At 36.6% G+C, this 22,184-nt stretch carries 23 protein-coding genes; 10 read left to right on the forward strand and 13 right to left on the reverse strand.

The annotated features are described in order from the left end of the window. Positions 1–18 precede the first annotated feature (18 nt). Both AC23MB_RS00725 and thiL read left to right on the forward strand, forming a co-directional pair. Positions 19–516, forward strand: coding sequence for an acyl-CoA thioesterase (locus AC23MB_RS00725; protein WP_313028446.1), 498 nt, complete (start codon positions 19–21; stop codon positions 514–516). Positions 517–520: 4 nt separating this feature from the next. Beyond that, entirely contained in the window at positions 521–1,576 is a 1,056-nt protein-coding gene (gene thiL, locus AC23MB_RS00730) for a thiamine-phosphate kinase (RefSeq protein ID WP_312324770.1), read from the forward strand. A 73-nt stretch (positions 1,577–1,649) separates the two neighbouring features. Here thiL and AC23MB_RS00735 read toward each other — a convergent pair whose 3' ends face one another. Together AC23MB_RS00735 and AC23MB_RS00740 are read right to left on the reverse strand one after the other, a co-directional pair. Then, a complete protein-coding gene (locus AC23MB_RS00735) occupies positions 1,650–2,759 on the reverse strand; it encodes a glycosyltransferase (protein ID WP_374330183.1) in 1,110 nt (369 codons plus the stop codon). Further along, positions 2,759–2,983: a uroporphyrinogen decarboxylase gene (locus AC23MB_RS00740; protein ID WP_312322290.1), complete on the reverse strand. Its 225-nt coding sequence runs from the start codon at positions 2,981–2,983 to the stop codon at positions 2,759–2,761. The genes AC23MB_RS00735 and AC23MB_RS00740 overlap by 1 nt, the downstream gene beginning before the upstream one ends. Before the next feature lie 162 nt (positions 2,984–3,145). On the opposite strand from AC23MB_RS00740, the gene AC23MB_RS00745 reads away from it, so the two are divergent. Next, positions 3,146–5,674, forward strand: coding sequence for an ATP-dependent Clp protease ATP-binding subunit (locus AC23MB_RS00745; protein ID WP_374330180.1), 2,529 nt, complete (start codon positions 3,146–3,148; stop codon positions 5,672–5,674). Between the two features lie 70 nt (positions 5,675–5,744). Here AC23MB_RS00745 and AC23MB_RS00750 read toward each other — a convergent pair whose 3' ends face one another. Next, the gene (locus AC23MB_RS00750) at positions 5,745–6,548 is read right to left on the reverse strand and encodes a M48 family metallopeptidase (protein ID WP_313028442.1); all 804 of its coding nucleotides are present in this window, start codon (positions 6,546–6,548) and stop codon (positions 5,745–5,747) included. A 107-nt stretch (positions 6,549–6,655) separates the two neighbouring features. Between AC23MB_RS00750 and AC23MB_RS00755 the strand changes: the two genes are divergently transcribed. Beyond that, on the forward strand, positions 6,656–7,183 hold the full coding sequence (locus tag AC23MB_RS00755; protein WP_312322295.1) for a DUF4251 domain-containing protein: 528 nt from the start codon (positions 6,656–6,658) through the stop codon (positions 7,181–7,183). A gap of 23 nt (positions 7,184–7,206) precedes the next feature. On the opposite strand, the gene meaB is transcribed toward AC23MB_RS00755, so the two are convergent. Next, positions 7,207–8,193, reverse strand: a complete 987-nt coding sequence (gene meaB / locus AC23MB_RS00760; protein ID WP_313028441.1) for a methylmalonyl Co-A mutase-associated GTPase MeaB — start codon at positions 8,191–8,193, stop codon at positions 7,207–7,209. Positions 8,194–8,285: 92 nt separating this feature from the next. Here meaB and AC23MB_RS00765 point away from each other — a divergent pair, with 92 nt between their 5' ends. After that, positions 8,286–8,579: a hypothetical protein gene (locus AC23MB_RS00765; RefSeq protein ID WP_313028440.1), complete on the forward strand. Its 294-nt coding sequence runs from the start codon at positions 8,286–8,288 to the stop codon at positions 8,577–8,579. Positions 8,580–8,721: 142 nt separating this feature from the next. Here AC23MB_RS00765 and scpA read toward each other — a convergent pair whose 3' ends face one another. From scpA to AC23MB_RS00780, 3 genes are all read right to left on the reverse strand, one after another. After that, a complete protein-coding gene (scpA, locus tag AC23MB_RS00770; RefSeq protein WP_374330177.1) occupies positions 8,722–10,842 on the reverse strand; it encodes a methylmalonyl-CoA mutase in 2,121 nt (706 codons plus the stop codon). A gap of 85 nt (positions 10,843–10,927) precedes the next feature. Continuing rightward, positions 10,928–11,158, reverse strand: coding sequence for a putative signal transducing protein (locus AC23MB_RS00775; RefSeq protein ID WP_312322298.1), 231 nt, complete (start codon positions 11,156–11,158; stop codon positions 10,928–10,930). A gap of 33 nt (positions 11,159–11,191) precedes the next feature. Next, complete coding sequence (locus AC23MB_RS00780) at positions 11,192–12,229, reverse strand: quinone-dependent dihydroorotate dehydrogenase (protein WP_312322299.1); 1,038 nt, start codon at positions 12,227–12,229, stop codon at positions 11,192–11,194. Between the two features lie 323 nt (positions 12,230–12,552). Between AC23MB_RS00780 and AC23MB_RS00785 the strand changes: the two genes are divergently transcribed. Continuing rightward, positions 12,553–12,849, forward strand: coding sequence for a GEVED domain-containing protein (locus tag AC23MB_RS00785; protein ID WP_312322304.1), 297 nt, complete (start codon positions 12,553–12,555; stop codon positions 12,847–12,849). A 313-nt stretch (positions 12,850–13,162) separates the two neighbouring features. Further along, positions 13,163–13,477, forward strand: a complete 315-nt coding sequence (locus tag AC23MB_RS00790) for a hypothetical protein (protein ID WP_313027647.1) — start codon at positions 13,163–13,165, stop codon at positions 13,475–13,477. 37 nt (positions 13,478–13,514) lie between these two features. Here AC23MB_RS00790 and AC23MB_RS00795 read toward each other — a convergent pair whose 3' ends face one another. After that, the gene (locus tag AC23MB_RS00795; protein ID WP_487786281.1) at positions 13,515–14,216 is read right to left on the reverse strand and encodes a pseudouridine synthase; all 702 of its coding nucleotides are present in this window, start codon (positions 14,214–14,216) and stop codon (positions 13,515–13,517) included. 117 nt (positions 14,217–14,333) lie between these two features. Between AC23MB_RS00795 and AC23MB_RS00800 the strand changes: the two genes are divergently transcribed. Continuing rightward, the gene (locus AC23MB_RS00800; protein ID WP_313027641.1) at positions 14,334–15,383 is read left to right on the forward strand and encodes a DUF389 domain-containing protein; all 1,050 of its coding nucleotides are present in this window, start codon (positions 14,334–14,336) and stop codon (positions 15,381–15,383) included. Positions 15,384–15,391: 8 nt separating this feature from the next. Here the strand turns inward: AC23MB_RS00800 and AC23MB_RS00805 are convergent, their stop codons facing one another. The 3 genes from AC23MB_RS00805 to AC23MB_RS00815 form a co-directional block, all read right to left on the reverse strand. Beyond that, complete coding sequence (locus tag AC23MB_RS00805; protein ID WP_374330173.1) at positions 15,392–16,081, reverse strand: VIT1/CCC1 transporter family protein; 690 nt, start codon at positions 16,079–16,081, stop codon at positions 15,392–15,394. A gap of 53 nt (positions 16,082–16,134) precedes the next feature. Continuing rightward, positions 16,135–16,329, reverse strand: coding sequence for a DUF4177 domain-containing protein (locus tag AC23MB_RS00810; RefSeq protein ID WP_487786282.1), 195 nt, complete (start codon positions 16,327–16,329; stop codon positions 16,135–16,137). Between the two features lie 359 nt (positions 16,330–16,688). Next, on the reverse strand, positions 16,689–17,021 hold the full coding sequence (locus AC23MB_RS00815) for a DMT family transporter (protein ID WP_487786283.1): 333 nt from the start codon (positions 17,019–17,021) through the stop codon (positions 16,689–16,691). A gap of 323 nt (positions 17,022–17,344) precedes the next feature. Between AC23MB_RS00815 and AC23MB_RS00820 the strand changes: the two genes are divergently transcribed. Both AC23MB_RS00820 and AC23MB_RS00825 read left to right on the forward strand, forming a co-directional pair. Beyond that, positions 17,345–18,886, forward strand: a complete 1,542-nt coding sequence (locus tag AC23MB_RS00820; RefSeq protein ID WP_374329297.1) for a glycine--tRNA ligase — start codon at positions 17,345–17,347, stop codon at positions 18,884–18,886. Positions 18,887–18,947: 61 nt separating this feature from the next. Continuing rightward, positions 18,948–19,418, forward strand: a complete 471-nt coding sequence (locus AC23MB_RS00825; RefSeq protein ID WP_374329298.1) for a YdeI/OmpD-associated family protein — start codon at positions 18,948–18,950, stop codon at positions 19,416–19,418. 43 nt (positions 19,419–19,461) lie between these two features. On the opposite strand, the gene AC23MB_RS00830 is transcribed toward AC23MB_RS00825, so the two are convergent. Together AC23MB_RS00830 and AC23MB_RS00835 are read right to left on the reverse strand one after the other, a co-directional pair. Then, on the reverse strand, positions 19,462–19,896 hold the full coding sequence (locus AC23MB_RS00830; RefSeq protein ID WP_374329299.1) for a hypothetical protein: 435 nt from the start codon (positions 19,894–19,896) through the stop codon (positions 19,462–19,464). A 96-nt stretch (positions 19,897–19,992) separates the two neighbouring features. Then, entirely contained in the window at positions 19,993–22,113 is a 2,121-nt protein-coding gene (locus AC23MB_RS00835; RefSeq protein WP_487786284.1) for a prolyl oligopeptidase family serine peptidase, read from the reverse strand. Positions 22,114–22,184: the final 71 nt, after the last annotated feature.

The raw sequence follows: 22,184 nt of genomic DNA on the forward strand, positions 1-22,184 counted from the left end.
CAAAATAATAGACAAAACATGGAAAAATATTTTTATAAATTCGATGTGAGATGGAGCGACATCGATGCGAACCGCCACCTTGCCAACTCGTCGTACATGGCGTATTGCGCACAAGCGAGAATGGCTTTTATGAACAAAGAAAAAATGGGATTGGCGCAGCTTAATCGTTGGGGAATTGGTCCTGTGATTTTGCACGAAAGATTTTCGTTTTTTAAAGAAATCTATGCCGATCAAGTGGTATATGTTAGTGTAGAAATTGCTGGAAACTCCGAGGATGCGTCGATTTATCAATTTGTACATAACTTCTATTTGCCAGATGGTACACATTGCGCGATTGCCGAAGCGACAGGCGTTTGGATTGATATGATGTTGAGAAAAACGACAACGCCGCCAGATGATATTATTTTGGCTTTGGATAAATATAAAACGTCTGACACAAAGATTATGACGAGAGAAGACATTAAGAATCTGCCTTTCCGACCAGCGAATATCGATCCTGAAATTTTTAGTATTTAAGATTATGTTTGAAGATAAATCACAAGAATTAACGCCCATCTCCAAACTTGGAGAATTTGGTCTGATAAAGCATCTTACAGAACATTTTCCGTTGGAGAATTCGACTTCGGAATTGGGTGTTGGCGACGATGCTGCCATCATAAATCCTGATGGAAAAAAAGTGGTGGTTACAACGGATGTCTTGGCAGAAGGTGTGCATTTCAACTTGGGTTATGTTCCGCTAAAACATTTGGGATACAAAGCGGTTGTGGTTAACCTTAGCGACGTTGCTGCGATGAATGCTATGCCAACACAGATTTTGGTTTCGTTGGCAGTTTCTAACCGTTTTCCTGTGGAAGCTTTGGAAGAATTGTATGCTGGAATTCAGTTGGCTTGCAAGCATTACAAAGTGGACTTAGTTGGCGGAGACACAACGAGTTCCAACTCTGGTTTGGTGATGAGCATCACAGCAATTGGCCTCGAAAATGAAGACGAAATTGTTAAAAGAAGCGGTGCAAAGCCCAATGATCTCTTGATAGTGTCTGGTGATTTGGGTGGCGCTTATTTAGGACTTCAGATCTTGGAAAGAGAGCATTCGGTGTTCTTGTCAAACCCAAATATGCAACCTGAAATGGAAGGTTACGACTACATCCTCGAACGTCAACTAAAACCTGAAGCAAGAACGGATGTTAAAAATACTTTGAAAGAGTTAGGCATCAAACCTACGTCTATGATTGATATTTCGGATGGTTTGGCGTCAGAAGTTCTTCATCTTTCTGATCAATCTAAAGTTGGTTTCCGCGTTTATGAGGAGAAAATTCCGTTGGATAATTTAACGATGAGCACAGCCGAAGAATTGAATCTAAATCCTGCAATGGCAGCGCTTAACGGCGGTGAAGATTATGAATTGTTGTTCACGATCGCACCTGAAGATTTTGATAAAATCGTTGGACATCCAGATTTTAGTATTATCGGTCACGCTACTGAATTAAATGATGGCAATCACCTTATCGCACGAGGTTCTAACCAAATGATTCCGCTTACAGCGCAAGGTTGGGATGCTTTTTTGAATAAAGAGTAATTTGATAATTAGAAGGCTTTCAGAGCTTTGAAACTCTGAAAGCCTTGTTGGAAATACTAAATGCAAAAAGACCTCAATTGAGGTCTTTTTTATGTTTTTCGATGGCGCTTTTGACAACATCAATTATTTTTAATTCTTCATTTTCCCAACAAAGTTCTTCGGAAGCTTTATCAAGATTGTCTTTATAGAAAGTTTTTCCGTTGTTGAGGACAATATTAATTTTGTCAGCAAGATGTTTTGGATCGTGTGAAGTAATGGTTTCCCCAACTCCAAATCCTGTTGCAATCCTTTTTAATTCAGGGAAATCCGAAACAACAACAGGCACCTTCGCTTGGACATAATCCGAAATTTTATTGGGTAAGGAGTAATAATAACTGAGTCCTTTATTTTCTTCAATGCTGAGCCCAACATCAGCAGTAGGTGTTATTTTTCGTAAATCCGCAGGATAAAGTTTGCCAAGAAATTCAACTTTTTCTAGGACTTTATATTCTTCTGCAATTGCACGAAACTCAGTTTCCATTGGTCCGCCACCAGCAATTTTTAAAACCGCATTATCGACATATTGCATGGCCATAATGGCTTTATCAATTCCTCTAGAATAGTTAAGCCAACCTTGGTACAAAATAATTTTTTTTTGCTCCGAATCAATCTGTTGTACATCTTGTTTTCGTGGAAGATTCCTAACAACTGTTGGCCTTTTTATGCGATATTCTTTTACAAACCAATCTGCATAAGAATCGCTAGCTGTTATCATATTTTCCAGCTTGTGAAAATAATTTTTTTCGATCCATTTCCAAAATTTCTGTGACGTTTTACCTTGCACAGTAGGCATTTCGCTAAACATTTCGTGGCTATCAAAAATCAAAGGAATATTTAATTTTTTGGAAAGTTTAAAATTTGGAAGAATCGTTTCTAAATCATTGGAGTATAAAACGGAATTTTTGTCAGTTCTTTTCTTTAATTCTTTATAAAGTTTGAACATAAATTCCGGATAAGCTAACTTCAAAGTTTTGGATTTCAATGGAATGCGCGTTACAGGATAACTACGTTGCATGTCTGGCGCGCCTCCCCAATCGTTGCCTATTAGCTCAACATCGTAACCATTATCAATAAGTGTTTGACAAGTTTTTTCGACACGTTGGTCGGTGTAAAGATTACTGAAAACACTTACTATAATTCGCATTAAGTTGATTTTTTAATAAAAATATGATAGACTTGGACCAAAGCCAAAATCCCATTTGGAATGATAACTGGCCAAAGCAATCCGTTATAAATACCATAAATGACGAAGCAAACGCAACCGAAAAAATTAATAATCCTGATGCTTCTTACTTTGCTCGTCAAAAAGCTACCAATGATGAATACAGAAGCTAAATAGCCAACGTACTCTACCCAATTATTGTCCATGATTTTTAGTTTCAACAAACTTACTGAATTTTAAAAATTCTAGAAAAAATAATGTCAGAAAGTCCATTTTTTTAGAATGGTAGCAAATTTGCAAAACAAAAAGTGTAAAATTCAATATTTTTTGTTGTAATTTTATTTTAACTATTAACACGGAGATAAAAAATGGATTATAAATTTTCAGATGGTTTGAACCGCGTGTTCAAACAGAGTAAAAACGAAGCAAGGCGTCTCCAAAGCGAGTTTCTAAACACCGAACATTTTTTGTTAGGTATTATTAAAACAGAAAACTCTGCTAAAGAAATCCTTGAAGGTCTTAACGCAGACCTAACACAAATCCGAAGAAAAATCGAAACATTGAGCACAGCAAATAGCAATCCGTTTGTTAGCAATATGGGAAGTATCTCTCTTACCAAAATGGCTGATCAATCGGTAAAACGTTCTGAGCTTGAGTGCAGACAATATCAGTCTTCGGAAATTAATACGGTGCATCTTTTGTTAGGTATTCTTTATAAACAAGAAGATCCGACTTCACATATTTTGCAGGCTTACGACATCGACTACGAGCGTGTACAATCTGATTATCAAAAAATGTTGAAAAACACAGATCAACTACCACAAAACAGTGCTTACGATGACGATGACGAGAGAGAAGATTTTTCTCAAATGAAAAAACCAACTGGTAATCTAGGAACTGGTAAAAGCAAAACGCCAACTTTGGATAATTTCGGGAGAGATTTGACGGCTTTGGCTAAAGATGATATGCTTGATCCTGTTATCGGTAGAGAAAAAGAAATCGAAAGAGTATCGCAAATTCTTTCTCGTAGAAAGAAAAACAACCCACTTCTTATCGGTGAGCCTGGTGTTGGTAAATCAGCAATTGCAGAAGGTCTAGCACTTAGAATTCATCAGAAAAAAGTGTCGCGCGTCCTTTTCGGAAAACGTGTTATTACTTTAGATTTGGCGAGTTTGGTTGCTGGGACTAAATATCGTGGGCAGTTCGAAGAACGTATGAAAGCGATAATGACTGAGTTGGAGAAAAACCGCGACGTCATCCTTTTCATCGATGAGTTGCATACTATTGTTGGAGCAGGAAGTTCTACAGGAAGTTTGGACGCTTCTAATATGTTCAAACCTGCATTGGCACGTGGCGAAATCCAAGTAATTGGTGCAACGACTTTGGACGAATATCGACAGTATATCGAGAAAGATGGTGCTTTAGAAAGACGTTTCCAAAAAGTTATGGTAGAGCCAACTTCTATCGAGGAAACAATCCAAATTTTGCATCAAATTAAAGATAAATACGAAGAACATCACAATGTACATTATAGTGACGAAGCGATTAATGCTTGTGTTAATTTGACGGCGCGTTACATCACAGACCGTTTTTTACCAGATAAAGCGATTGACGCAATGGATGAAGCTGGATCTCGTGTTTATATTAAAAACATGAAAGTTCCGACAGAGATTATCGATTATGAGGCTAAAATCGAGGAAGTTAAAGAGCACAAGCAACAAGCTGTTAAAAAGCAAGATTATCTTGAAGCTCGTAAACTGAAAGATGAAGAGGAGCGTTTACAAATCGAACTTAATCTTGCTCAGGAAAATTGGGACAAAGATGTAAAAGAGAAAAAAGAAGAAGTTACCGAGGAAAATGTTGCCGAAGTTGTATCGATGATGAGTGGCGTTCCTGTTACCAAAGTTGGCAAAAACGAACTGGACAAACTTTCTGCGATGGATAACAAACTTAACGGTAAAGTTATCGGTCAAGAAGAGGCTGTTAAAAAAGTTGTTAAAGCCATCCAACGTAACAGAGCTGGACTTAAAGATCCTAACAGACCTATCGGAACCTTTATTTTCTTAGGAACAACAGGTGTTGGTAAAACCGAATTAGCCAAAGTTATGGCGCGCGAATTATTCGATTCTGACGATGCTTTGATCCGCATCGATATGAGTGAATATATGGAGAAATTTGCGGTGTCTAGATTGGTTGGCGCGCCTCCTGGATATGTTGGTTACGAAGAAGGTGGACAATTGACGGAAGCTGTTAGACGTAAGCCTTATGCAGTCGTTCTTTTAGATGAAATCGAAAAAGCGCATCCTGATGTATTCAATATTTTATTACAAATCTTGGATGAAGGTCACGTAACGGACAGCTTGGGTAGAAAAATTGATTTCCGTAACACGATTATCATTTTAACATCTAACATTGGGACTAGAGATCTTAAAGACTTTGGTGATGGTGTCGGATTTGGTACTTCTGCAAAGAAAACAACCAGCGATGCTCGTGCGAGAGGAACTATCGAAAATGCTTTGAAGAAAGCTTTCGCTCCAGAATTCTTGAATCGTATTGATGACATTATTATCTTCAACTCTCTTGAGAAAGATGACATCAAGAAAATTATCGATCTTGAACTTAACAAATTGTATTCTAGAATCGAAAAGTTAGGTTACAAAGTACAATTAACAGATGAAGCGCGTGACTTTATTGCCGAAAAAGGTTGGGATAAAGACTTTGGTGCGCGTCCATTAAAACGTGCAATCCAAAAGTACATCGAAGATCTTTTGGCTGAAATGTTGGTTAACAAACAAATGAAAGAAGGACAATTGGTAACGCTTAAACTTAATGATGCTAAAGATGCATTGGAAAGTGAAGCGCCAAAAAAAGAGCGTAAAAAAGAAAGCGCTGAATAATATTATTTCATATCAAATGAAAACGGGCACTCAAATTTGAGTGCCCGTTTTTTATTTTAAATTTTAAAAATTATTTTCCGCCTGCAGCCCTATAATATTCTAAAGCTTGTGGCATTGCTTCATTAATATCTGCAATTCTACTCGATGGATTTGGGTGAGTTGACAAGAATTGAGGTACCGCACTACCTTTAGAAGAAGCTTCCATTCTTTCCCAAAAAGCTGGTGCTGTTCTTGGATCGTAACCAGCCATCCCCATAAGATATAATCCCATTTTATCAGCTTCTCGCTCTTGTTTTCTTCCGTAAGCTAATAATCCTACTTGTGCCCCAATTGGATAAACTTGCTGGAAAATACTAGCCCACTGTGCATTGTTAATTGAACTTCCCAAAATAGAACCACCATATTGTGCAAGCATAGCTTGAGAAATACGTTCGTTACCGTGACCTGCCAAAGCATGAGAGATTTCGTGTCCCATAACAACAGCTAAACCATCATCATCCTTAGTAACAGGAAGAATTCCAGTATAGACTGCAACCTTACCACCTGGCATACACCAAGCATTAAGTTGAGAATCTTGCAAAAGGTTAAACTCCCAATTATAATTCGCCAAGTCAGATTGTCGACCAATGCTTGTATAGTATTTTTCTGCAGCTTGTTTTATACGGTTTCCGACATTTTTTACACGGTTAGCATCGGCTGTACCAGTAATAACTTTTGCTTTTGACAAAGTTGTTTTGTATTCTTGAGATGCCATTGTAGCGATCTCAGAATTGTTTGCTATTTGTAACGAAGAACGTCCTGTTACGGGATTCGTTACACAGGCCATCAATGACATTGATATTGCGCCTAGTCCTAATATTTTTGTTACTTTCATAGTTTAGGATTTTATAAATATTTTCCAATTAACAATTATTATTCCAAATATCTGAAATCAAATTCTAATTAGCATTAATTTTGCTGTATTCACAACAAAAGTTAATTATGAAAAAGTTTAGTTTAATCATATTTTGTCTCGCTTTATTATCATTAAGTTCGTGTTCTACGCAAAACTATATGGAAACCACAGCGGTAGACGCAGTTATCGAAAAAGCAGAATTTACGTTTAATGCTAAATCGGCTCTGCCTACCAATTTGGATGTCATTAATGTTATGAATTCTATTCCTGGCGCGACTTCATCAAGAGTTACAAATTTGGACAGTGGTTATGGATTTGATTTAAAATCGGACAAACTAGAAGTGACACTTCCCTATTTTGGAAGATTATACAACGCAAGTTATGGCGACTTTAATAAGAATTCTTTCAGATTCGAATCTAAAGATTTCCGAGTTTCAAAAACCCAAAATAAAAAAGGAAATTGGGTGGTAACAATTAATGTCAACGACCAATCGAATACACCAACATTTATTTTGGAAGTATTCAAAAACGGAAGCGCATTTTTATCCATCAACGCTAACGACAGACAACCAATAAGTTACGACGGTTATATCTCAAATTTAAATACAAAATAGAATTTAATTTTTTTTAAATCTTACTAAGACTTCAACAATTTATTAACAAACTCACGTGCTTCAGAACTTGGATTAGACAACAATTCTGAAGCATTTTTTTTATGTTCATTAAAAGCTTCATCCAATTGTTGATTCTTTTTTGTTTGTTCTAAAATATAAGCTTGAACCCAATATTGAAAACGTTTTTCACCTTGTAGTTGTCGAACTTCTTCAAAACGTCCGCTTGATTTTTTTAAAGAAATAAAATCATCGATTTTTTCGTAAACATTTTCTAAACCTTGATGATTAAGCGCTGAGCCAAGCAAAACTGGGACTTTCCAGTCTTTTTCTTTTGGTGGCATAAATTGAAGTGCACGCGTTAATTCCAGCTTTGTATTTTTAGCTTGTTGAAGATTCTCATCCGACACTTTATTAATGAAAATAACGTCTACCATTTCCATAATGCCGCGTTTGATGCCTTGTAACTCGTCACCACCGCCGATAATTTTTAAAAACAAAAAAACATCGGAAATATCGGCAACCAAAACTTCGCTCTGTCCTACGCCAACGGTTTCTATCAAGATATAATCATATCCGGCTGCTTCACAAATTAACATGGTTTCAAAAGTTGCATTGGCAACGCCGCCCAGAAATCCAGAACTCGGACTTGGACGGATAAACGCGTTTGGATCTTTAGCAAGATCTTCCATTCTGGTTTTATCACCGAGAATACTACCTTTGTTAATCGCAGAACTTGGATCAATTGCAAGCACCGCAACTTTCTTTCCGTTCTTGATGGCGAGTTGTCCAAAACTCTCAATAAACGTCGATTTTCCCGCTCCTGGAACGCCTGTAATACCAACCCGAATTGATTTTCCTGTTAATGGCATAATCGCTTTAAGAAGTTGCTCGGCTTTTTCGCGATGTTCCAACTTCTTACTTTCAACCAATGTTATCGCCTTAGCAATCAATCTTTTATCACCAGATTTTATACCTTCAACTAAAGTTTCTAAGGATATTTCAACGCTCATCTTGAGAATTTGGAATGTTTATAAATTGTTTTTATATCTGAGTAGTTTCAGTTTTAATTTATAAATTTGAAATAACTCAAAGATCAAAAATAATGAAAAAATACCTATATACCGCTGTTTTTGCATTGACTTTGGTATATTCTTGTACCTCAAGAAATACTGCAAATAACGAAGGAAGTTCATACGGTATTACCAAAGAACAAATGGCAACAGCGAAAACGTTGTTTGACGCAAGATGTGGAAAATGCCATGATTTACCAGCAACAACAGACCATACAGCTAGCGAATGGAAACCGATTGTCGAAAGAATGGCGCCTAAAGCAAAACTAAGCGCCGAGGAAGGAACTTGGTTATTGGCTTACGTAAGTGCCAACGCAAAAAACTAAACCCAATCACATTTTTATATTAAACGGAACGCGTTTTTCAGAAATGGAAAGCGCGTTTTTATTTCACAACAAATTGAATTTAAATAAAAAAATCTTCAGGCATTCCTGAAGATTTTCTTTTCAATATATTTAATAAACGTGATTATTTAACCAACATTTTTTCTAAAATTTCTACGGCACATTTTGGAAGATTAGTTCCGGGACCAAAAATATGGTCAGCGCCGTTGGCATACAAAAATTCGTAATCTTGCTGCGGTATAACACCACCAACAACTACTGTAATATCTTCTGCACCTAGCTTTTTTAATTCTTCAACAACTTGTGGCACAAGAGTTTTGTGTCCCGCAGCCAGAGAAGAAACACCTAAAATATGAATATCATTTTCGATGGCTTGTTTTGCAACCTCTTCTGGCGTTTGAAACAATGGCGCAACATCCACATCAAATCCCATATCAGCAAAGGCTGTCGCAACAACTTTGGCACCACGGTCGTGTCCGTCCTGCCCCATTTTTGCGACCATAATTCTTGGACGACGTCCTTCTTCTTCCTCGAATTTTTCGGTTAGTTTTACCGCTTTATCGAAGTATTCATTTTTACCAGCATTCATAGCATATACACCCGAAATAGTTTTGATATTGGCTTTATAACGACCAAAGCTCTCTTCCATCGCATCCGACATTTCGCCCAAAGTAACACGACGACGTGCTGCTTCGATACATAAAGCTAAAAGATTACCTTCCGTGGTTTTCGCAGATTGACGAATTTGATTCAAGATATCTTCAACAGCGGCATTATCACGCGTTGCTTTGATGTTGTTAAGTCTTTCGATTTGCTTTTGACGAACCACAGAATTATCAATATCCAGAATCTCAATATCTTCTTGTTTTAACTGAGATTTAAACGAGTTAACACCAATGATAAATTCTTCTCCACTGTCAATTTTAGCTTGTTTAATGGCTGCTGCTTCCTCAATTCTCATCTTTGGAATACCTGCTTCTATTGCTTTTGTCATCCCACCTTCTTTCTCAACCTCATCGATGTACTTCATCGCTTCTTCAATCATCTGTTGCGTCAAGGCTTCCACCAAATCTGAGCCGCCCATTGGGTCAACAACATTGCAAATGCCGCTTTCTTGCTGCAGAATAATCTGTGTATTTCTCGCAATTTTCGCTGAATAATCGGTTGGTAGCGCAATCGCTTCATCCAAAGCGTTTGTGTGCAAAGATTGCGTTCCGCCCAAAGCCGATGACAAAGCTTCGATAGCAGTTCTTGTAATATTGTTAAATGGCTCCTGCTCTGTCAAACTCCATCCAGAAGTTTGTGAGTGCGTTCTTAGAGCCAAAGATTTTTGATTTTGAGGATTGAATTGTGTTAAAAGATTTGCCCAAATATAACGTGCAGCCCGCATTTTGGCGATTTCCATAAAATGATTCATCCCGATTGCCCAGAAAAATGATAAACGCGGTGCAAAATCATCAACATTCATCCCAGCTTTTATTCCTGTTCTAACGTATTCTAAACCATCAGCAAGTGTATAAGCCATTTCTAAAACTGGTGTTGCACCAGCTTCCTGCATATGATAACCAGAAATAGAAATCGAATTAAACTTAGGAATATTTTTAGAAGTGTATTCAAAAATATCAGCGATAATCTTCATGGACGGCGTTGGTGGATAAATATAAGTATTACGCACCATAAACTCCTTAAGGATATCATTTTGGATAGTTCCAGAAAGCAAATCTTGAGAAACGCCTTGCTCTTCCGCAGCAACTATATAGAATGACAAAATCGGCAAAACCGCACCATTCATCGTCATCGAAACCGATATTTGGTCTAAAGGAATTTCGTTGAACAAAATCTTCATATCCTCCACAGAGTCAATTGCAACACCCGCTTTCCCGACATCACCAACCACTCTTGGATGGTCAGAATCATAACCTCTATGCGTCGCTAAATCAAATGCTACCGACAATCCTTTTTGTCCAGCCGCCAAGTTTCTTCTGTAGAAAGCATTGGATTCTTCCGCTGTTGAAAACCCTGCATATTGACGAATGGTCCAAGGTTTTTGAACATACATCGTGGAATAGGGTCCACGCAAGTAAGGCGCGATCCCTGCAGAATATGACTTTTCGGTTAAATTTTGAGAATCAGAAGCTGTGTACGAAGACTTTAGTTGAAGTCCATCTTTTTCGAAATAGTAGATTTCTGGCTCGGTATATTGAATATTAAAATCAGGCTTTGTCGCCTTTATGGCTTGTCGCATAATGGGATTTTTATCTCTGTAAATTTACAACTTTTAGGGGACTTTATCTTAGAACAAAGCTTTAAAATAGAATTTTGAACTAAAATTATTCGTTCTCATCTTGCTTATAAAAATCCTCTAAAAGCTGTTTTGCAGTTTCAAGATTTTCTTCAGCAACTTTTAGCTGAACACCGCCAGAAGTCAAGTTGAAAACATTATAAGTATTTGCCAAGACATTTCCGAACACAAAACATTCGACATCATTGGCTTCCAAAAAAGCCTTTATCATTTGGGCTTCAGGTTCTGTATTAAAAACTTTTAGCGTTACAAGTTCCATATTTTTTAAATTTAAATAAAAAACTCAATTAAGTTATCTTGGAAGACGACTTGCTCTTTTCAGAAGTTCAGCATTAATATCATTAATTAATTGTGGACCTTCGTAAATGAAACCAGTGTATAATTGTACCAAACTAGCTCCTGCATCCAGTTTTTCCATTGCATCTTTTGTAGAATGAATCCCGCCTACACCAACAATTGGAAAGGCACGATTGCTTTTATCCGCTAGATATTTTATCATTTTTGTACTACGTTCACGAATTGGTTTTCCGCTTAAGCCACCATTTCCGATTTCAGATAAAATTTCGGGAGAAGTTTTTAAACCTTCGCGATTAATAGAGGTGTTAGAGACGATTACACCGTCAATTTTAGTTTCAGCAATCAAGTCGATAATTTCATCCAATTGATTGTTATTAAGATCTGGTGCTATCTTTAGTAAAATAGGTTTTGGGTTTGCTTTAGAAACATTGATTTTTTTCACTTCTGTGATCAACTCTCGCAGATATTCAACATCTTCCAATTTGGCGTGACTTCCAACATTCGGACAACTTACATTCAAAACAAAATAATCCACATGAGGATGAAGGCCTTCGAAACAATCCAAATAATCTTGGGTGTAATTTTCGGGAGTCGTGTTGGTGTTTTTTCCAATATTTCCACCGATGATGATTTTTCCTTTATTGGTTTTCAATTTTTCGATTGCGGCATCCAAACCATCATTATTAAATCCCATTCGGTTGATAATTCCGCCGTCTTCAATCAATCGGAATAGGCGTTTTTTTGGATTTCCAGCTTGCGCTTTTGGCGTTACAGTTCCGATTTCTACAAAGCCAAATCCTAAATCCGCTAGCTCATTAAAAAGAACTGCATTTTTATCAAATCCTGCTGCTAAGCCTACTGGATTTTTAAATTTCAAACCAAAAACTTCTCGTTCCAAACGCTTATCAACAATAGGTTTTGGAAGAAATAATCTGGTTAAAAAACCAAAATTCTTAAGCATTGAAAATGTAAAGTGATGGACTTCTTCAGGATCGAATTTGAAGAGAATTGGACGTATGATACTTTTGTACATCAAAGAAAAGTTTTACAAATTTAGTCAAATCTAAAGTGATATTAACTTATTTGGTTAAAATTAACATATAATATCTTTCCACAATTATGAAGTATTCATTTAAATAATCAATTATTGCATCCTTTTCAAAAACCTATATTTAAATAAAAAATCTTTGATTAAAAACAAAAAAAGGGTTAATTATTAACCAAAAATATATTTTAAATTAATTTTTTTCTATATTGCAGCCTCCAAAACAATAATTATTAATATGAAAAAAAAACCTACTAATTCTTAGTAGCATAACACAAGGAGGAAGTTCTGCTGAAACTTATGGCGCATATATCGACTGGAACAACGATGGTAGCTTCTCTGGAGCTAATGAAATGATTGGAGGTTCTGGCTTGCCAACATTTAACAAACCATTCAAAATACCATTTACTGTACCAAGCAGTGCTATTAAAAAACCAAAATTAAGAATGATATTGGTTTTACAATATGCTGGTTTCAGGACAGATCCTTGTAGAACTTTTGACTATGGACAAGTGGAAGATTACTCTTTGAAAGTTACTGGTAATTTAGGAACAAACGAAACCTCAGTTTCTACAACCACAATCTATCCAAACCCTACAATAGATTAACATCCAAACACGACAAAGTACAACTTACGATCAATTCGAAATCGTAAAAGTGAAAGAAAGCGCGGGCAATATGTCCGCATTTTTATTTTTAATTCAAAAAATAAAACTAGAGTCGCCAATCTAAAATAAACTATGAAAAAAAACACTACTATTATCCGTCGCTTTATTAAGTCAAGTTAGCTTTGCGCAAGTTACATTCAACGGAAGCAAGTTCGAAAAAAATGGAACAAACTACAAAATTTCAAAATACAATCAAGTTTTTAGCAATAGAGAAGCTATCATCTTTGTAAAAAAAGGAAGAACTAACAAAACGGTGGGTGATATTTTAGCACATACAGGAGGCTTCGGGATGGGTTTGAGCTTGGGTCATATCCTTTTTAACTCACATGAATCAACTATATACACTCCTTTTGGTGAGACTTCTAAAGTGAAGCCTAATAACTCCGCTCGATTGACAGTATTTGGTGTTAGCGCAGCTATTGCATTGTTGAGCATTCCTTTTTTTTCAGGAGCTGTCAAAAACTTCAAAAAAGCAGTAGCTACAGAAAATGAAGAAGCAATGGCATTTCAACCTTATTTTAAAGTAGAATCGGCTGGTAATGGCATGGCAATGAGCTATAATTTCTAAACAAAAGAAAGTCTAAATTGATTTAAGCCTTCTTAATTTATATGTATTGCTTTAAATCAAAACTCAAAATTTTAGCGATTTCCAAAAATTCTGGATTGACGTTTAGGCTTGCGTTAATTGAGATTTCTTCGCTTGTTATCGGATGAACAAAATTTAGCTGATGCGAATGCAAAGGCATCGCCGTAATATTGAAAGTCTGCAACCACAATTTATTTTGCTTGTTGCAACCATGTTTTCGGCAACCCAAAATGGGATGCAAAATATGTTTAAAATGCTTTCTTAACTGATGAAATCTTCCAGTTTCAGGAATGGCTTCCACAAATGAGTATCGCGAAGTTTGATGTTTTCTAAAAGGCAAATCGATTTCGGATGTTTGTAAACGACGATAATACGTGATGGCATTTTGGATAACTTCATTTTCGTTTGCTAAGTCGTAATCGATGGTTTCTTCATCTTTTGTCCAACCTCGAAGAATCGCAATGTATTTCTTTTCAACGTCACGACTCACGAATTGGTCGCTGATGAGTTTCAAGGTTTCTTTATTTAAAGCAAAAAGCAAAACACCTGACGTTTTTCTGTCTAATCGGTGAACAAGATGCACTTTTTGACCAATTTGGTTCGTTAGTTTTTCTACCGCATATTCGTCCGCAGGTCCTGCATAATAGGATTTGTGCACCAACAATCCGCTGGGTTTATTGATGGCGATAAGATGCTCGTCGCGATACAGAATTTCTAACATTTTGCAAAAATAAAGATTTCTTGTAGAAATTTTTAATGTGTGTTTAAACAAAGAATTTATAAAATGATGAAAAGCGTAAGTCCAATTTTTACATATTTTTGTTATAAAATCAATTTGATGAGTTTGTTCAATATTATAAACCTGTTTCGGCTTTCTAAGGAAGAAGAGGAGAAAGACACCTACAACGAGATTGAAGAAGGCATTCATTTTCGAGGTCATAATCTTTGGTTATTGGTTTGTGCAATGGCAATTGCTTGCATTGGTTTGAATGTTAACAGTCAAGCTGCGGTGATTGGCGCGATGTTAATTTCTCCTTTGATGGGACCCGTTGTTGGACTTTCGTTTGGACTTTCAATTCATGATAAAAACTTAATTAAGCTTTCAGTTTGGAATTGGCTCATCATGATTGTCACCAGTCTTTTGGCGTCTACAGTTTATTTTATGATTACACCTTTTCATTCGGAAACAAGTCAGTTGGAAGCATTTAAGGAAGCGACAGTTTTCGATTGTATGATTGCGCTTTTTGGTGGTTTGGCTTGGTTTATTGGGATAACTCGAAAAGAAGCCATTAAAACTATTGCAGGAGTTGCGGTTGCAACCGCTTGTATTCCGCCGCTTTGCACGGCTGGTTTTGGTTTGGCCAATGGAAATTGGGAATACTTTTTCGGTGGTTTGTATTATTATTTGGTGAATTGCGTGTTTATCGGGATTGGAACCTGGATTTTGAGCATCATTTTGGGGTATCAACGCTATTATTTACTTAATTCTCAAGGGAAAAGTAAGCAGACCACTTTGATTATTACCGTTCTTTCGATTTTGGTTTTGACACCAAGTATTTTCTTAACCGTTAAAAAATGGAATAAAGAAAATTTTAGAATTGAAGCCGACCAATACATTAAAAAAATTGAAGATAAAACACCTGAAATAGCTATTGTAAACTACAAAGCCTTCAAAAAAGGAGATAAAAAATATTTGGATATTACCGTTCTGAACGACTCCACATTTTTATCGAAAAACGAGTTGTACGAACACGATATGCTGAATAAAGACATCGAATTGGTTTGGCATTATTCCAAGCAAACAACGTCCACAAGCAGCGAAATAAAATTCCTGCAATCTCAAATGAACGATTTGAAACAAAAACTAAAAGAAACCGAGCAGAAATAATTTAAAGTTTAAACATTTGTTCCAAAAAAATGTCCTACTAAAGCGGTTGTTCCCATCGCAAATGTCCCCCAAAAGCCGATACGAAGAACGCCTGTCAGAATATTAGAACCTCCTGTTTTTGCGGCGATGGCACCCAAGACCATTAAGAAAAATAGGGCAAGTCCGTATTGCCAATAGACCATCCTCTCGATTGGAGCAAGAAGTGCAACAATCATTGGGATAATTGCGCCGCCCAAAAATGAAAAGAAAGAAGCAATAGCCGCTTGTAAAGGTCTTGCGGCAGAAATTTCGTTGATTCCGAGTTCGTCTTTGGCGTGTGCTTCTAGCGCATCGTGAGAATGTAATTCTTTGGCAACTTGCAAAGCCGTAGCTTTTGAAACGCCTCTTTTTTCGTAGATTTTAGCTAATTCTAGAAGTTCAAACTCTGGATTTTCCTCAAGTTCTTTTCGTTCGCGTTCGATATCGGCTTTTTCAGTGTCGGCTTGTGAACTCACAGAAACATATTCTCCTGCTGCCATCGACATTGCACCTGCAATCATCCCTGCAAGAGCTGCCAAAGCCACAGAATCTCTTGTCGCTTGAGCCGCAGCAACGCCAATAACTATACTTGTGGTGGAAAGCAAACCGTCATTCGCACCCAAAACTGCAGCACGCAACCAGCCAATTCGAGTGACATAATGTTCTTCCATTTTTCTCATAAGTAGTGAAATGTCATATAAATTTAAGGAAGTTTCGCTGAAAAGGAAATGATTTAAAATTCTCTTTTAAAGGTGTACAAACTCGAAAGTGATGTTCCCATAGAACTAATTACTTTTATCGCAACAAGTTCCCAACCATCTTGTCCATATTTATTGAGAGTTTCATCAATTTCGTCAGTTGGTACTTCGTTAGTCCACACGCTTTTTGATTTAACTTCCACAGTTTTGTATTCGAAACGTTTTCTCAAATTTTAAATAATTTTTTCTAAAGATAACCCGTTGTGCATTTTGAAACATTTTAATATTTGATTCGTCAATTCGAGTGTTTTTTCGTAACAGAGTGGAGAAAAAATGTATCGAGAATAGATTTATCTTCAAAATTACAAACTTCTCGATACGATTTTTTTAAAAAAATCTACTCGAAGTGACGAAAACACCTCAAAATGCACAACGGGTAAAGATAATATAAGTTTTTTAAAACACTTGATTCAACGTCACTTCGAGTAGCGCAGCGTATCGAGAAGTTTAATAATAAGTTCTCGATATATTTTTTCTTCATTTCATTTCGAAAAAACACTCGAACTGACGTACTTTTAAATTTTCGAAATTAATGGGCACTAGATTTAGAAAAAACATTTATCACCACAACGCCAGCGATGATTAAAACCATTCCGATGATTGTTGGAAGATCGGGGACTTGTTTGAAAACAAACATTCCCACCAAACTAATCAACACAATTCCTACGCCTGACCAAATGGCATAAGCAATCCCAACAGGAATGGTTTTTAGGGTATTACTAAGAAAATAAAATGCGCCGGCATAGCCAATAGTTGTAATAATAGTAGGAATAAGCTTTGTAAAACCTTCTGATTTTTTGAGAAATGTGGTGGCAATAATTTCAAAAACAATCGCGATAAAAAGAAAAAAGCCTGCTTTCATAATTTTAATTTTACGCAAATTTCGTGATTAATTTAAGTGTGTTGAAAAATTAATTCGTTTTTGTAGTGAGAAAATAGGATATTCATTTCTCTCTAAATAGCACGAAGTTGGGTGATTATTACCCAAACTATATAAATATACCAAATTCCGTAGCCCTGATTGAGCGGCGTGTTTGAGCTCATCTTGCGTGGGAAAAGCCTAGGGAAAGAAATAGCAAGATAGCGAGTAGCGAAAGCAGGTTCCCGGCTCCTAATAATTTTGCTGCTCGACCGTTGACTAGGACAAAAGAAAAGCCTATTTTTGCATAATAACTCATTGGAACTATGGCAAAACAGGAAGACGTTTTTAAGAAAGTGGTGTCGCACGCAAAAGAATATGGTTTTATTTTCCCTTCTAGCGAGGTGTACGACGGGCTTTCGGCAATATACGATTATGGACAAAATGGTGCTGAACTAAAGAATAACATCAAGCAATATTGGTGGAAAGCAATGGTTCAGTTGAACGAAAATATCGTGGGTATTGACTCGGCGATTTTTATGCATCCTACAATTTGGAAGGCTTCGGGACACGTTGATGCTTTCAATGATCCGTTAATTGATAATAAAGATTCTAAAAAACGTTTCCGCGCCGATGTTTTGGTGGAAGATTGGGCGGCGAAATTAGAAGATAAAGCACAAAAAGAGATAGAAAAAGCAGCGAAAAGATTCGGTGATGCTTTTAATAAAGCAGAATTTGAATCGACTAATCCGCGAGTTTTGGAATATCGTGCAAAGCAAGATGCAGCGCTGAAAAGATTGGCTCGTTCGTTAGAAAATAATGATTTAGCGGATGTGAAAGCTTTAATAGAAGAGTTGGAAATTGCTGATCCTGACACAGGTTCTAGAAACTGGACGGAAGTCAGACAATTCAACTTGATGTTCGGAACGAAATTGGGAGCTTCGGCAGATTCTGCAATGGATTTGTATCTGCGTCCAGAAACGGCACAAGGAATTTTCGTAAACTATCTAAACGTACAAAAAACGTCAAGACATAAATTGCCTTTCGGGATTGCGCAAATCGGAAAAGCTTTTAGAAACGAGATTGTTGCGAGACAATTTATTTTCAGAATGCGTGAGTTCGAGCAAATGGAAATGCAATTTTTCGTTCCACCAGGAACAGAATTGGAGTTCTACGAGCAATGGAAAACAAAACGTCTAAATTGGCATTTGGCTTTAGGTTTGGGCCAAGAGAATTATAAATTCCACGATCACGAAAAGTTGGCGCATTATGCGAATGCTGCGGCGGATATTGAGTTTAGATTTCCATTTGGATTCAAGGAATTGGAAGGTATCCACTCGAGAACGGATTTTGACCTTACGGCTCACGAAAAACATTCAGGTAAAAAATTGCAATATTTCGATCCAGAAAGAAACGAAAGCTATGTTCCGTACGTTGTAGAAACGTCGGTTGGTCTTGACAGATTGTTCTTAGCTATTTTCTCTCATTGTCTAAAAGACGAAGTTTTAGAAGATGGATCAGAAAGAACTGTTTTATCACTTCCACCAGCTTTGGCTCCAGTAAAAGCAGCGATTCTTCCATTGATGAAGAAAGATGGTTTGGGCGAATATGCAGAAAAAATCTTCAATGATTTGAAATATGATTTCAACTTAATTTATGAAGAAAAAGACAGTATCGGTAAGCGTTACAGAAGAAATGATGCTTTGGGTACGCCTTTCTGTATCACGGTTGACCACGATTCGTTAACCGAGAACACGGTGACTTTGCGTGATCGTGACACGATGCAACAAGAGCGTGTTCCGGTTTCTGAACTGAGAAGAATTATCGACGAAAAAGTGAATTTTAGAACGCTTTTGAGTAAAATTTAAGAGATAAAAATCTTTAAAAACAAAAACCTTTCTTCGGAGAGGTTTTTCGTATTTTTAAACTATGGAAAATTCAATTCTTTTTTCAGCACAAATCCAACAACACGATGATATAAATGCCGCTTTTGTTGTTTTTCCTTTTGATGTTCAAAAATTGTTTGGGACTAAAGGACAAGTTAAAATAAAAGTCATATTTGATGACAAGGTTGAATACCGCGGAAGTCTTGCTAATATGGGTTTTGGACATTGTGTAGGCTTAACACAAGCCGTTAGAAAACAACTTGGAAAAACGTTTGGAGATCAAGTTGATGTTAAACTTTGGAAAGACGAGGAAGAAAGAGTAGTGGTGGTTCCTGATGATGTTAAAATTTTGTTGGATGAGAACCAAAAAGCCAAAGAACTTTACGAGAAAATGTCCTACACACACCGTAAAGAATACATCCGTTGGATTGAAGAAGCCAAAAAAGAAGAGACACGCGAACGCCGGAAAATTAAAATGATCGAGATGATCTTGGACGGAAAAAACGGGATTTGAAACTGCTTCAAATCCCTTTTTATTTAATCCTAGTTTTGGTAAATTATTTAACTTTAACCAATGGTATTTCGGTGTCACCTTGCGAAATAATCAAAGAATCGCCTTTGGTATTCGCAGAAACGCCATTTCTTTCATAATGCTCGCCATCAGCAGTTTTGGATTTAAAATCTAATTGATATTTTTGATTATTTGCTGATTCGATGACAAGTGTTTTTCCACTTTTTCCAGAAGAGAAAGTCGCCTTCGCACGTGTCCCGTCTAATCCTTTGTAAGCTATCGAAGTCTCCATGGTTTGGTTACCATTAGTTGTTTGCTCTGTTGATGTTGTTAATGTATCAACATTTCCGTTATTATCGACAACTGTCGTTTCTGATGATGAAGATTCTGAAATAACGCCTTTGTTTCCGCCTTCATTTTTTTTGCAAGATAGACTTACTAAACTTAGCAAAACTGTTGCTATAAGAAGATTTGTTTTCATAGAATTTGGTTGATTTTTAAGTTGTTAAAAGCATGCAAATAACTTTCCAAAAGCAAAATTCCCCGACAAAAATTATCGAGGAATTTTATTTAAAATTTATTTTTTTAAAGATTTAATACCCATTTCAAAAAGTGCAAATGATAACAAATCACCATTTTCACCAATTATTTGATCTGTAGAACGACCTGCGCCGTGACCTGCATTCTTTTCAATTCTTAATAAAATTGGATTTTTACAAGATTGTTTTTCCTGTAATTCTGCGCCAAATTTAAACGAATGTGCTGGCACAACTCTGTCGTCATGATCACTTGTAATAATCATAGTAGAAGGGTAGCACACACCTTTTTTAACATTGTGAACCGGCGAATAAGATTTTAGATAATCGAACATTTCTTTAGAATCTTCAGCCGTACCGTAATCGTAAGACCAACCAGCTCCCGCCGTAAATTTGTTATAACGCAACATATCTAACACGCCAACACCTGGAAAGGCAACTTTCGCAAGGTCAGGACGCATTGTCATCGTCGCACCAACCAACAAACCACCGTTAGATCGTCCAGAAAGTGCCATATAATCCTTGGATGTATAACCTTTGGATTGTAGATATTCTCCAGCAGCTATAAAATCTTCAAATACGTTTTTCTTTTGTTGCTTGGTTCCTGCATCGTGCCATTTTTTACCATATTCGCCACCACCACGGATGTTAGGTACAGCATAGATACCTCCGTTTTCCATCCAGATGGCATTAACCACAGAAAATACTGGTTGCAAACTAATATTAAATCCACCATAAGAATAAAGGATTGTAGGATTTTTGCCATCCATTTTCAAACCTTTTTTATAGTTGATCATCATCGGGATTTTGGTTCCATCTTTTGATGTGAAGAAAACCTGCTCTGACACAAAATTCTCTGACTGAAAATCCACAATTGGACGTTGCGTTTGACGGGAAGTTCCAGCAGCGATGTTATAACGATACACGCTAGATGGCGTTACATAATTTGTAAACGTGAAATAAACATCTTGGTCACTAGATTTTCCGCCAAAACCAGCAATATTTCCTTTACCTGGAAGTTCGATATTTCTAACTAATTTTCCTGTTTTATCATATTGTTTAACCTGATCAATCGCATCGATCATATAGGTTGCAAAGAAGTAACCACCGCCAGAAGTTATTCCTAAAACATTTTCGGTTTCTGGGATAACATTAGTCCATTTATCAGGTGTTGGATTTGCCATATTTGCCTTTACCAAACGGCCATTAGGCGCATCTTTATCAGTATATATAAATAGATTTTCGCCATCGTTATCAATAACACTTGCATTGATATCAAAACCTTTTACAAGTTGTACAAAATCACCAGCTTTTTGTAAATCTTTTACATATAATTCATTTCCGTTGGTAGCATTAGCAGCGGTAATAACTAGGAATCTTTCATCTTCTGTTAAACTAGCTCCTAGATATCTCCTTGGCATTTTTTCACCACCAAAAATCAATTTGTCTTCAGATTGTTTTGTTCCTAATTTGTGGAAATAAACCTTGTGTTTATCGGTCATGCCAGAAAGTACAGTGCCTTCTTTTGGCTTGTCATAACTAGAGTAGTAGAAGCCTTCATCACCTTGCCATGCAATACCGCTAAACTTAACATCAACTAAAGTATCATCGATTTGTTTTTTGGTTTCGGTATCGATAATGATGATTTTGTTCCAGTCGCTACCACCTTCTGAGATAGAATAGGCCGCTAAATTTCCTTTTTTATTAAAAGAAATATTTGACATTGAGGTCGTTCCTTTTTCTGAAAACTTATTGGGGTCAAGAAAAACTTCTGCCGTTTTTAAACTTCTGCTATTACGATAGAGGACAGATTGCGCTTGTAACCCATCGTTCTTATAAAAATAAGTATAACTTCCTTCTTTGAAAGGCGCAGAGATTTTTTCGTAGTTCCAAAGTTTCTTTAATTGATCTTTAATCTCTTGTCTATAAGGTATTTTCGAAAGATAATCTTGAGAATAGGCAACTTCTTCGTCAACCCATTTTTTAGTCGCTGGAGAGTCATTTTCTAGATCGCGATAAGGATCAGCTACTTGCGTCCCAAAATAATTATCAACTTGGTTTCCTTTTTCTGCTTTTGGGTAAGAACCTAATTTCATTTTCTGAGCATAAGTATTGGTAAAAAACATCAAACTGATACTAAGTACAGTATATCTTAATTTCATATAATATTTATTTCTATCAAAAATACAGAAAGTTTCAAAATAAAAAAATCTTTCAGCTTAACCGGAAGATT

This window comes from Soonwooa sp. T0.1_25, assembly GCF_057652215.1.

Excerpts from the sequence above, each read along its gene's own strand:
- AC23MB_RS00800 (WP_313027641.1), top strand. The coding sequence starts at position 14,334 with ATGAGTTTGTTCAATATTATAAACCTGTTTCGGCTTTCTAAGGAAGAA.
- AC23MB_RS00755 (WP_312322295.1), top strand. The coding sequence starts at position 6,656 with ATGAAAAAGTTTAGTTTAATCATATTTTGTCTCGCTTTATTATCATTA.
- AC23MB_RS00835 (WP_487786284.1), bottom strand. The coding sequence starts at position 22,113 with ATGAAATTAAGATATACTGTACTTAGTATCAGTTTGATGTTTTTTACC.
- meaB (WP_313028441.1), bottom strand. The coding sequence starts at position 8,193 with ATGAGCGTTGAAATATCCTTAGAAACTTTAGTTGAAGGTATAAAATCT.
- AC23MB_RS00825 (WP_374329298.1), top strand. The coding sequence starts at position 18,948 with ATGGAAAATTCAATTCTTTTTTCAGCACAAATCCAACAACACGATGAT.
- AC23MB_RS00740 (WP_312322290.1), bottom strand. The coding sequence starts at position 2,983 with ATGGACAATAATTGGGTAGAGTACGTTGGCTATTTAGCTTCTGTATTC.
- AC23MB_RS00745 (WP_374330180.1), top strand. The coding sequence starts at position 3,146 with ATGGATTATAAATTTTCAGATGGTTTGAACCGCGTGTTCAAACAGAGT.
- AC23MB_RS00795 (WP_487786281.1), bottom strand. The coding sequence starts at position 14,216 with ATGTTAGAAATTCTGTATCGCGACGAGCATCTTATCGCCATCAATAAA.
- AC23MB_RS00750 (WP_313028442.1), bottom strand. The coding sequence starts at position 6,548 with ATGAAAGTAACAAAAATATTAGGACTAGGCGCAATATCAATGTCATTG.
- AC23MB_RS00805 (WP_374330173.1), bottom strand. The coding sequence starts at position 16,081 with ATGAGAAAAATGGAAGAACATTATGTCACTCGAATTGGCTGGTTGCGT.
- AC23MB_RS00725 (WP_313028446.1), top strand. The coding sequence starts at position 19 with ATGGAAAAATATTTTTATAAATTCGATGTGAGATGGAGCGACATCGAT.
- AC23MB_RS00780 (WP_312322299.1), bottom strand. The coding sequence starts at position 12,229 with ATGTACAAAAGTATCATACGTCCAATTCTCTTCAAATTCGATCCTGAA.
- thiL (WP_312324770.1), top strand. The coding sequence starts at position 521 with ATGTTTGAAGATAAATCACAAGAATTAACGCCCATCTCCAAACTTGGA.
- AC23MB_RS00830 (WP_374329299.1), bottom strand. The coding sequence starts at position 19,896 with ATGAAAACAAATCTTCTTATAGCAACAGTTTTGCTAAGTTTAGTAAGT.
- AC23MB_RS00765 (WP_313028440.1), top strand. The coding sequence starts at position 8,286 with ATGAAAAAATACCTATATACCGCTGTTTTTGCATTGACTTTGGTATAT.
- AC23MB_RS00815 (WP_487786283.1), bottom strand. The coding sequence starts at position 17,021 with ATGAAAGCAGGCTTTTTTCTTTTTATCGCGATTGTTTTTGAAATTATT.
- scpA (WP_374330177.1), bottom strand. The coding sequence starts at position 10,842 with ATGCGACAAGCCATAAAGGCGACAAAGCCTGATTTTAATATTCAATAT.
- AC23MB_RS00735 (WP_374330183.1), bottom strand. The coding sequence starts at position 2,759 with ATGCGAATTATAGTAAGTGTTTTCAGTAATCTTTACACCGACCAACGT.
- AC23MB_RS00820 (WP_374329297.1), top strand. The coding sequence starts at position 17,345 with ATGGCAAAACAGGAAGACGTTTTTAAGAAAGTGGTGTCGCACGCAAAA.
- AC23MB_RS00775 (WP_312322298.1), bottom strand. The coding sequence starts at position 11,158 with ATGGAACTTGTAACGCTAAAAGTTTTTAATACAGAACCTGAAGCCCAA.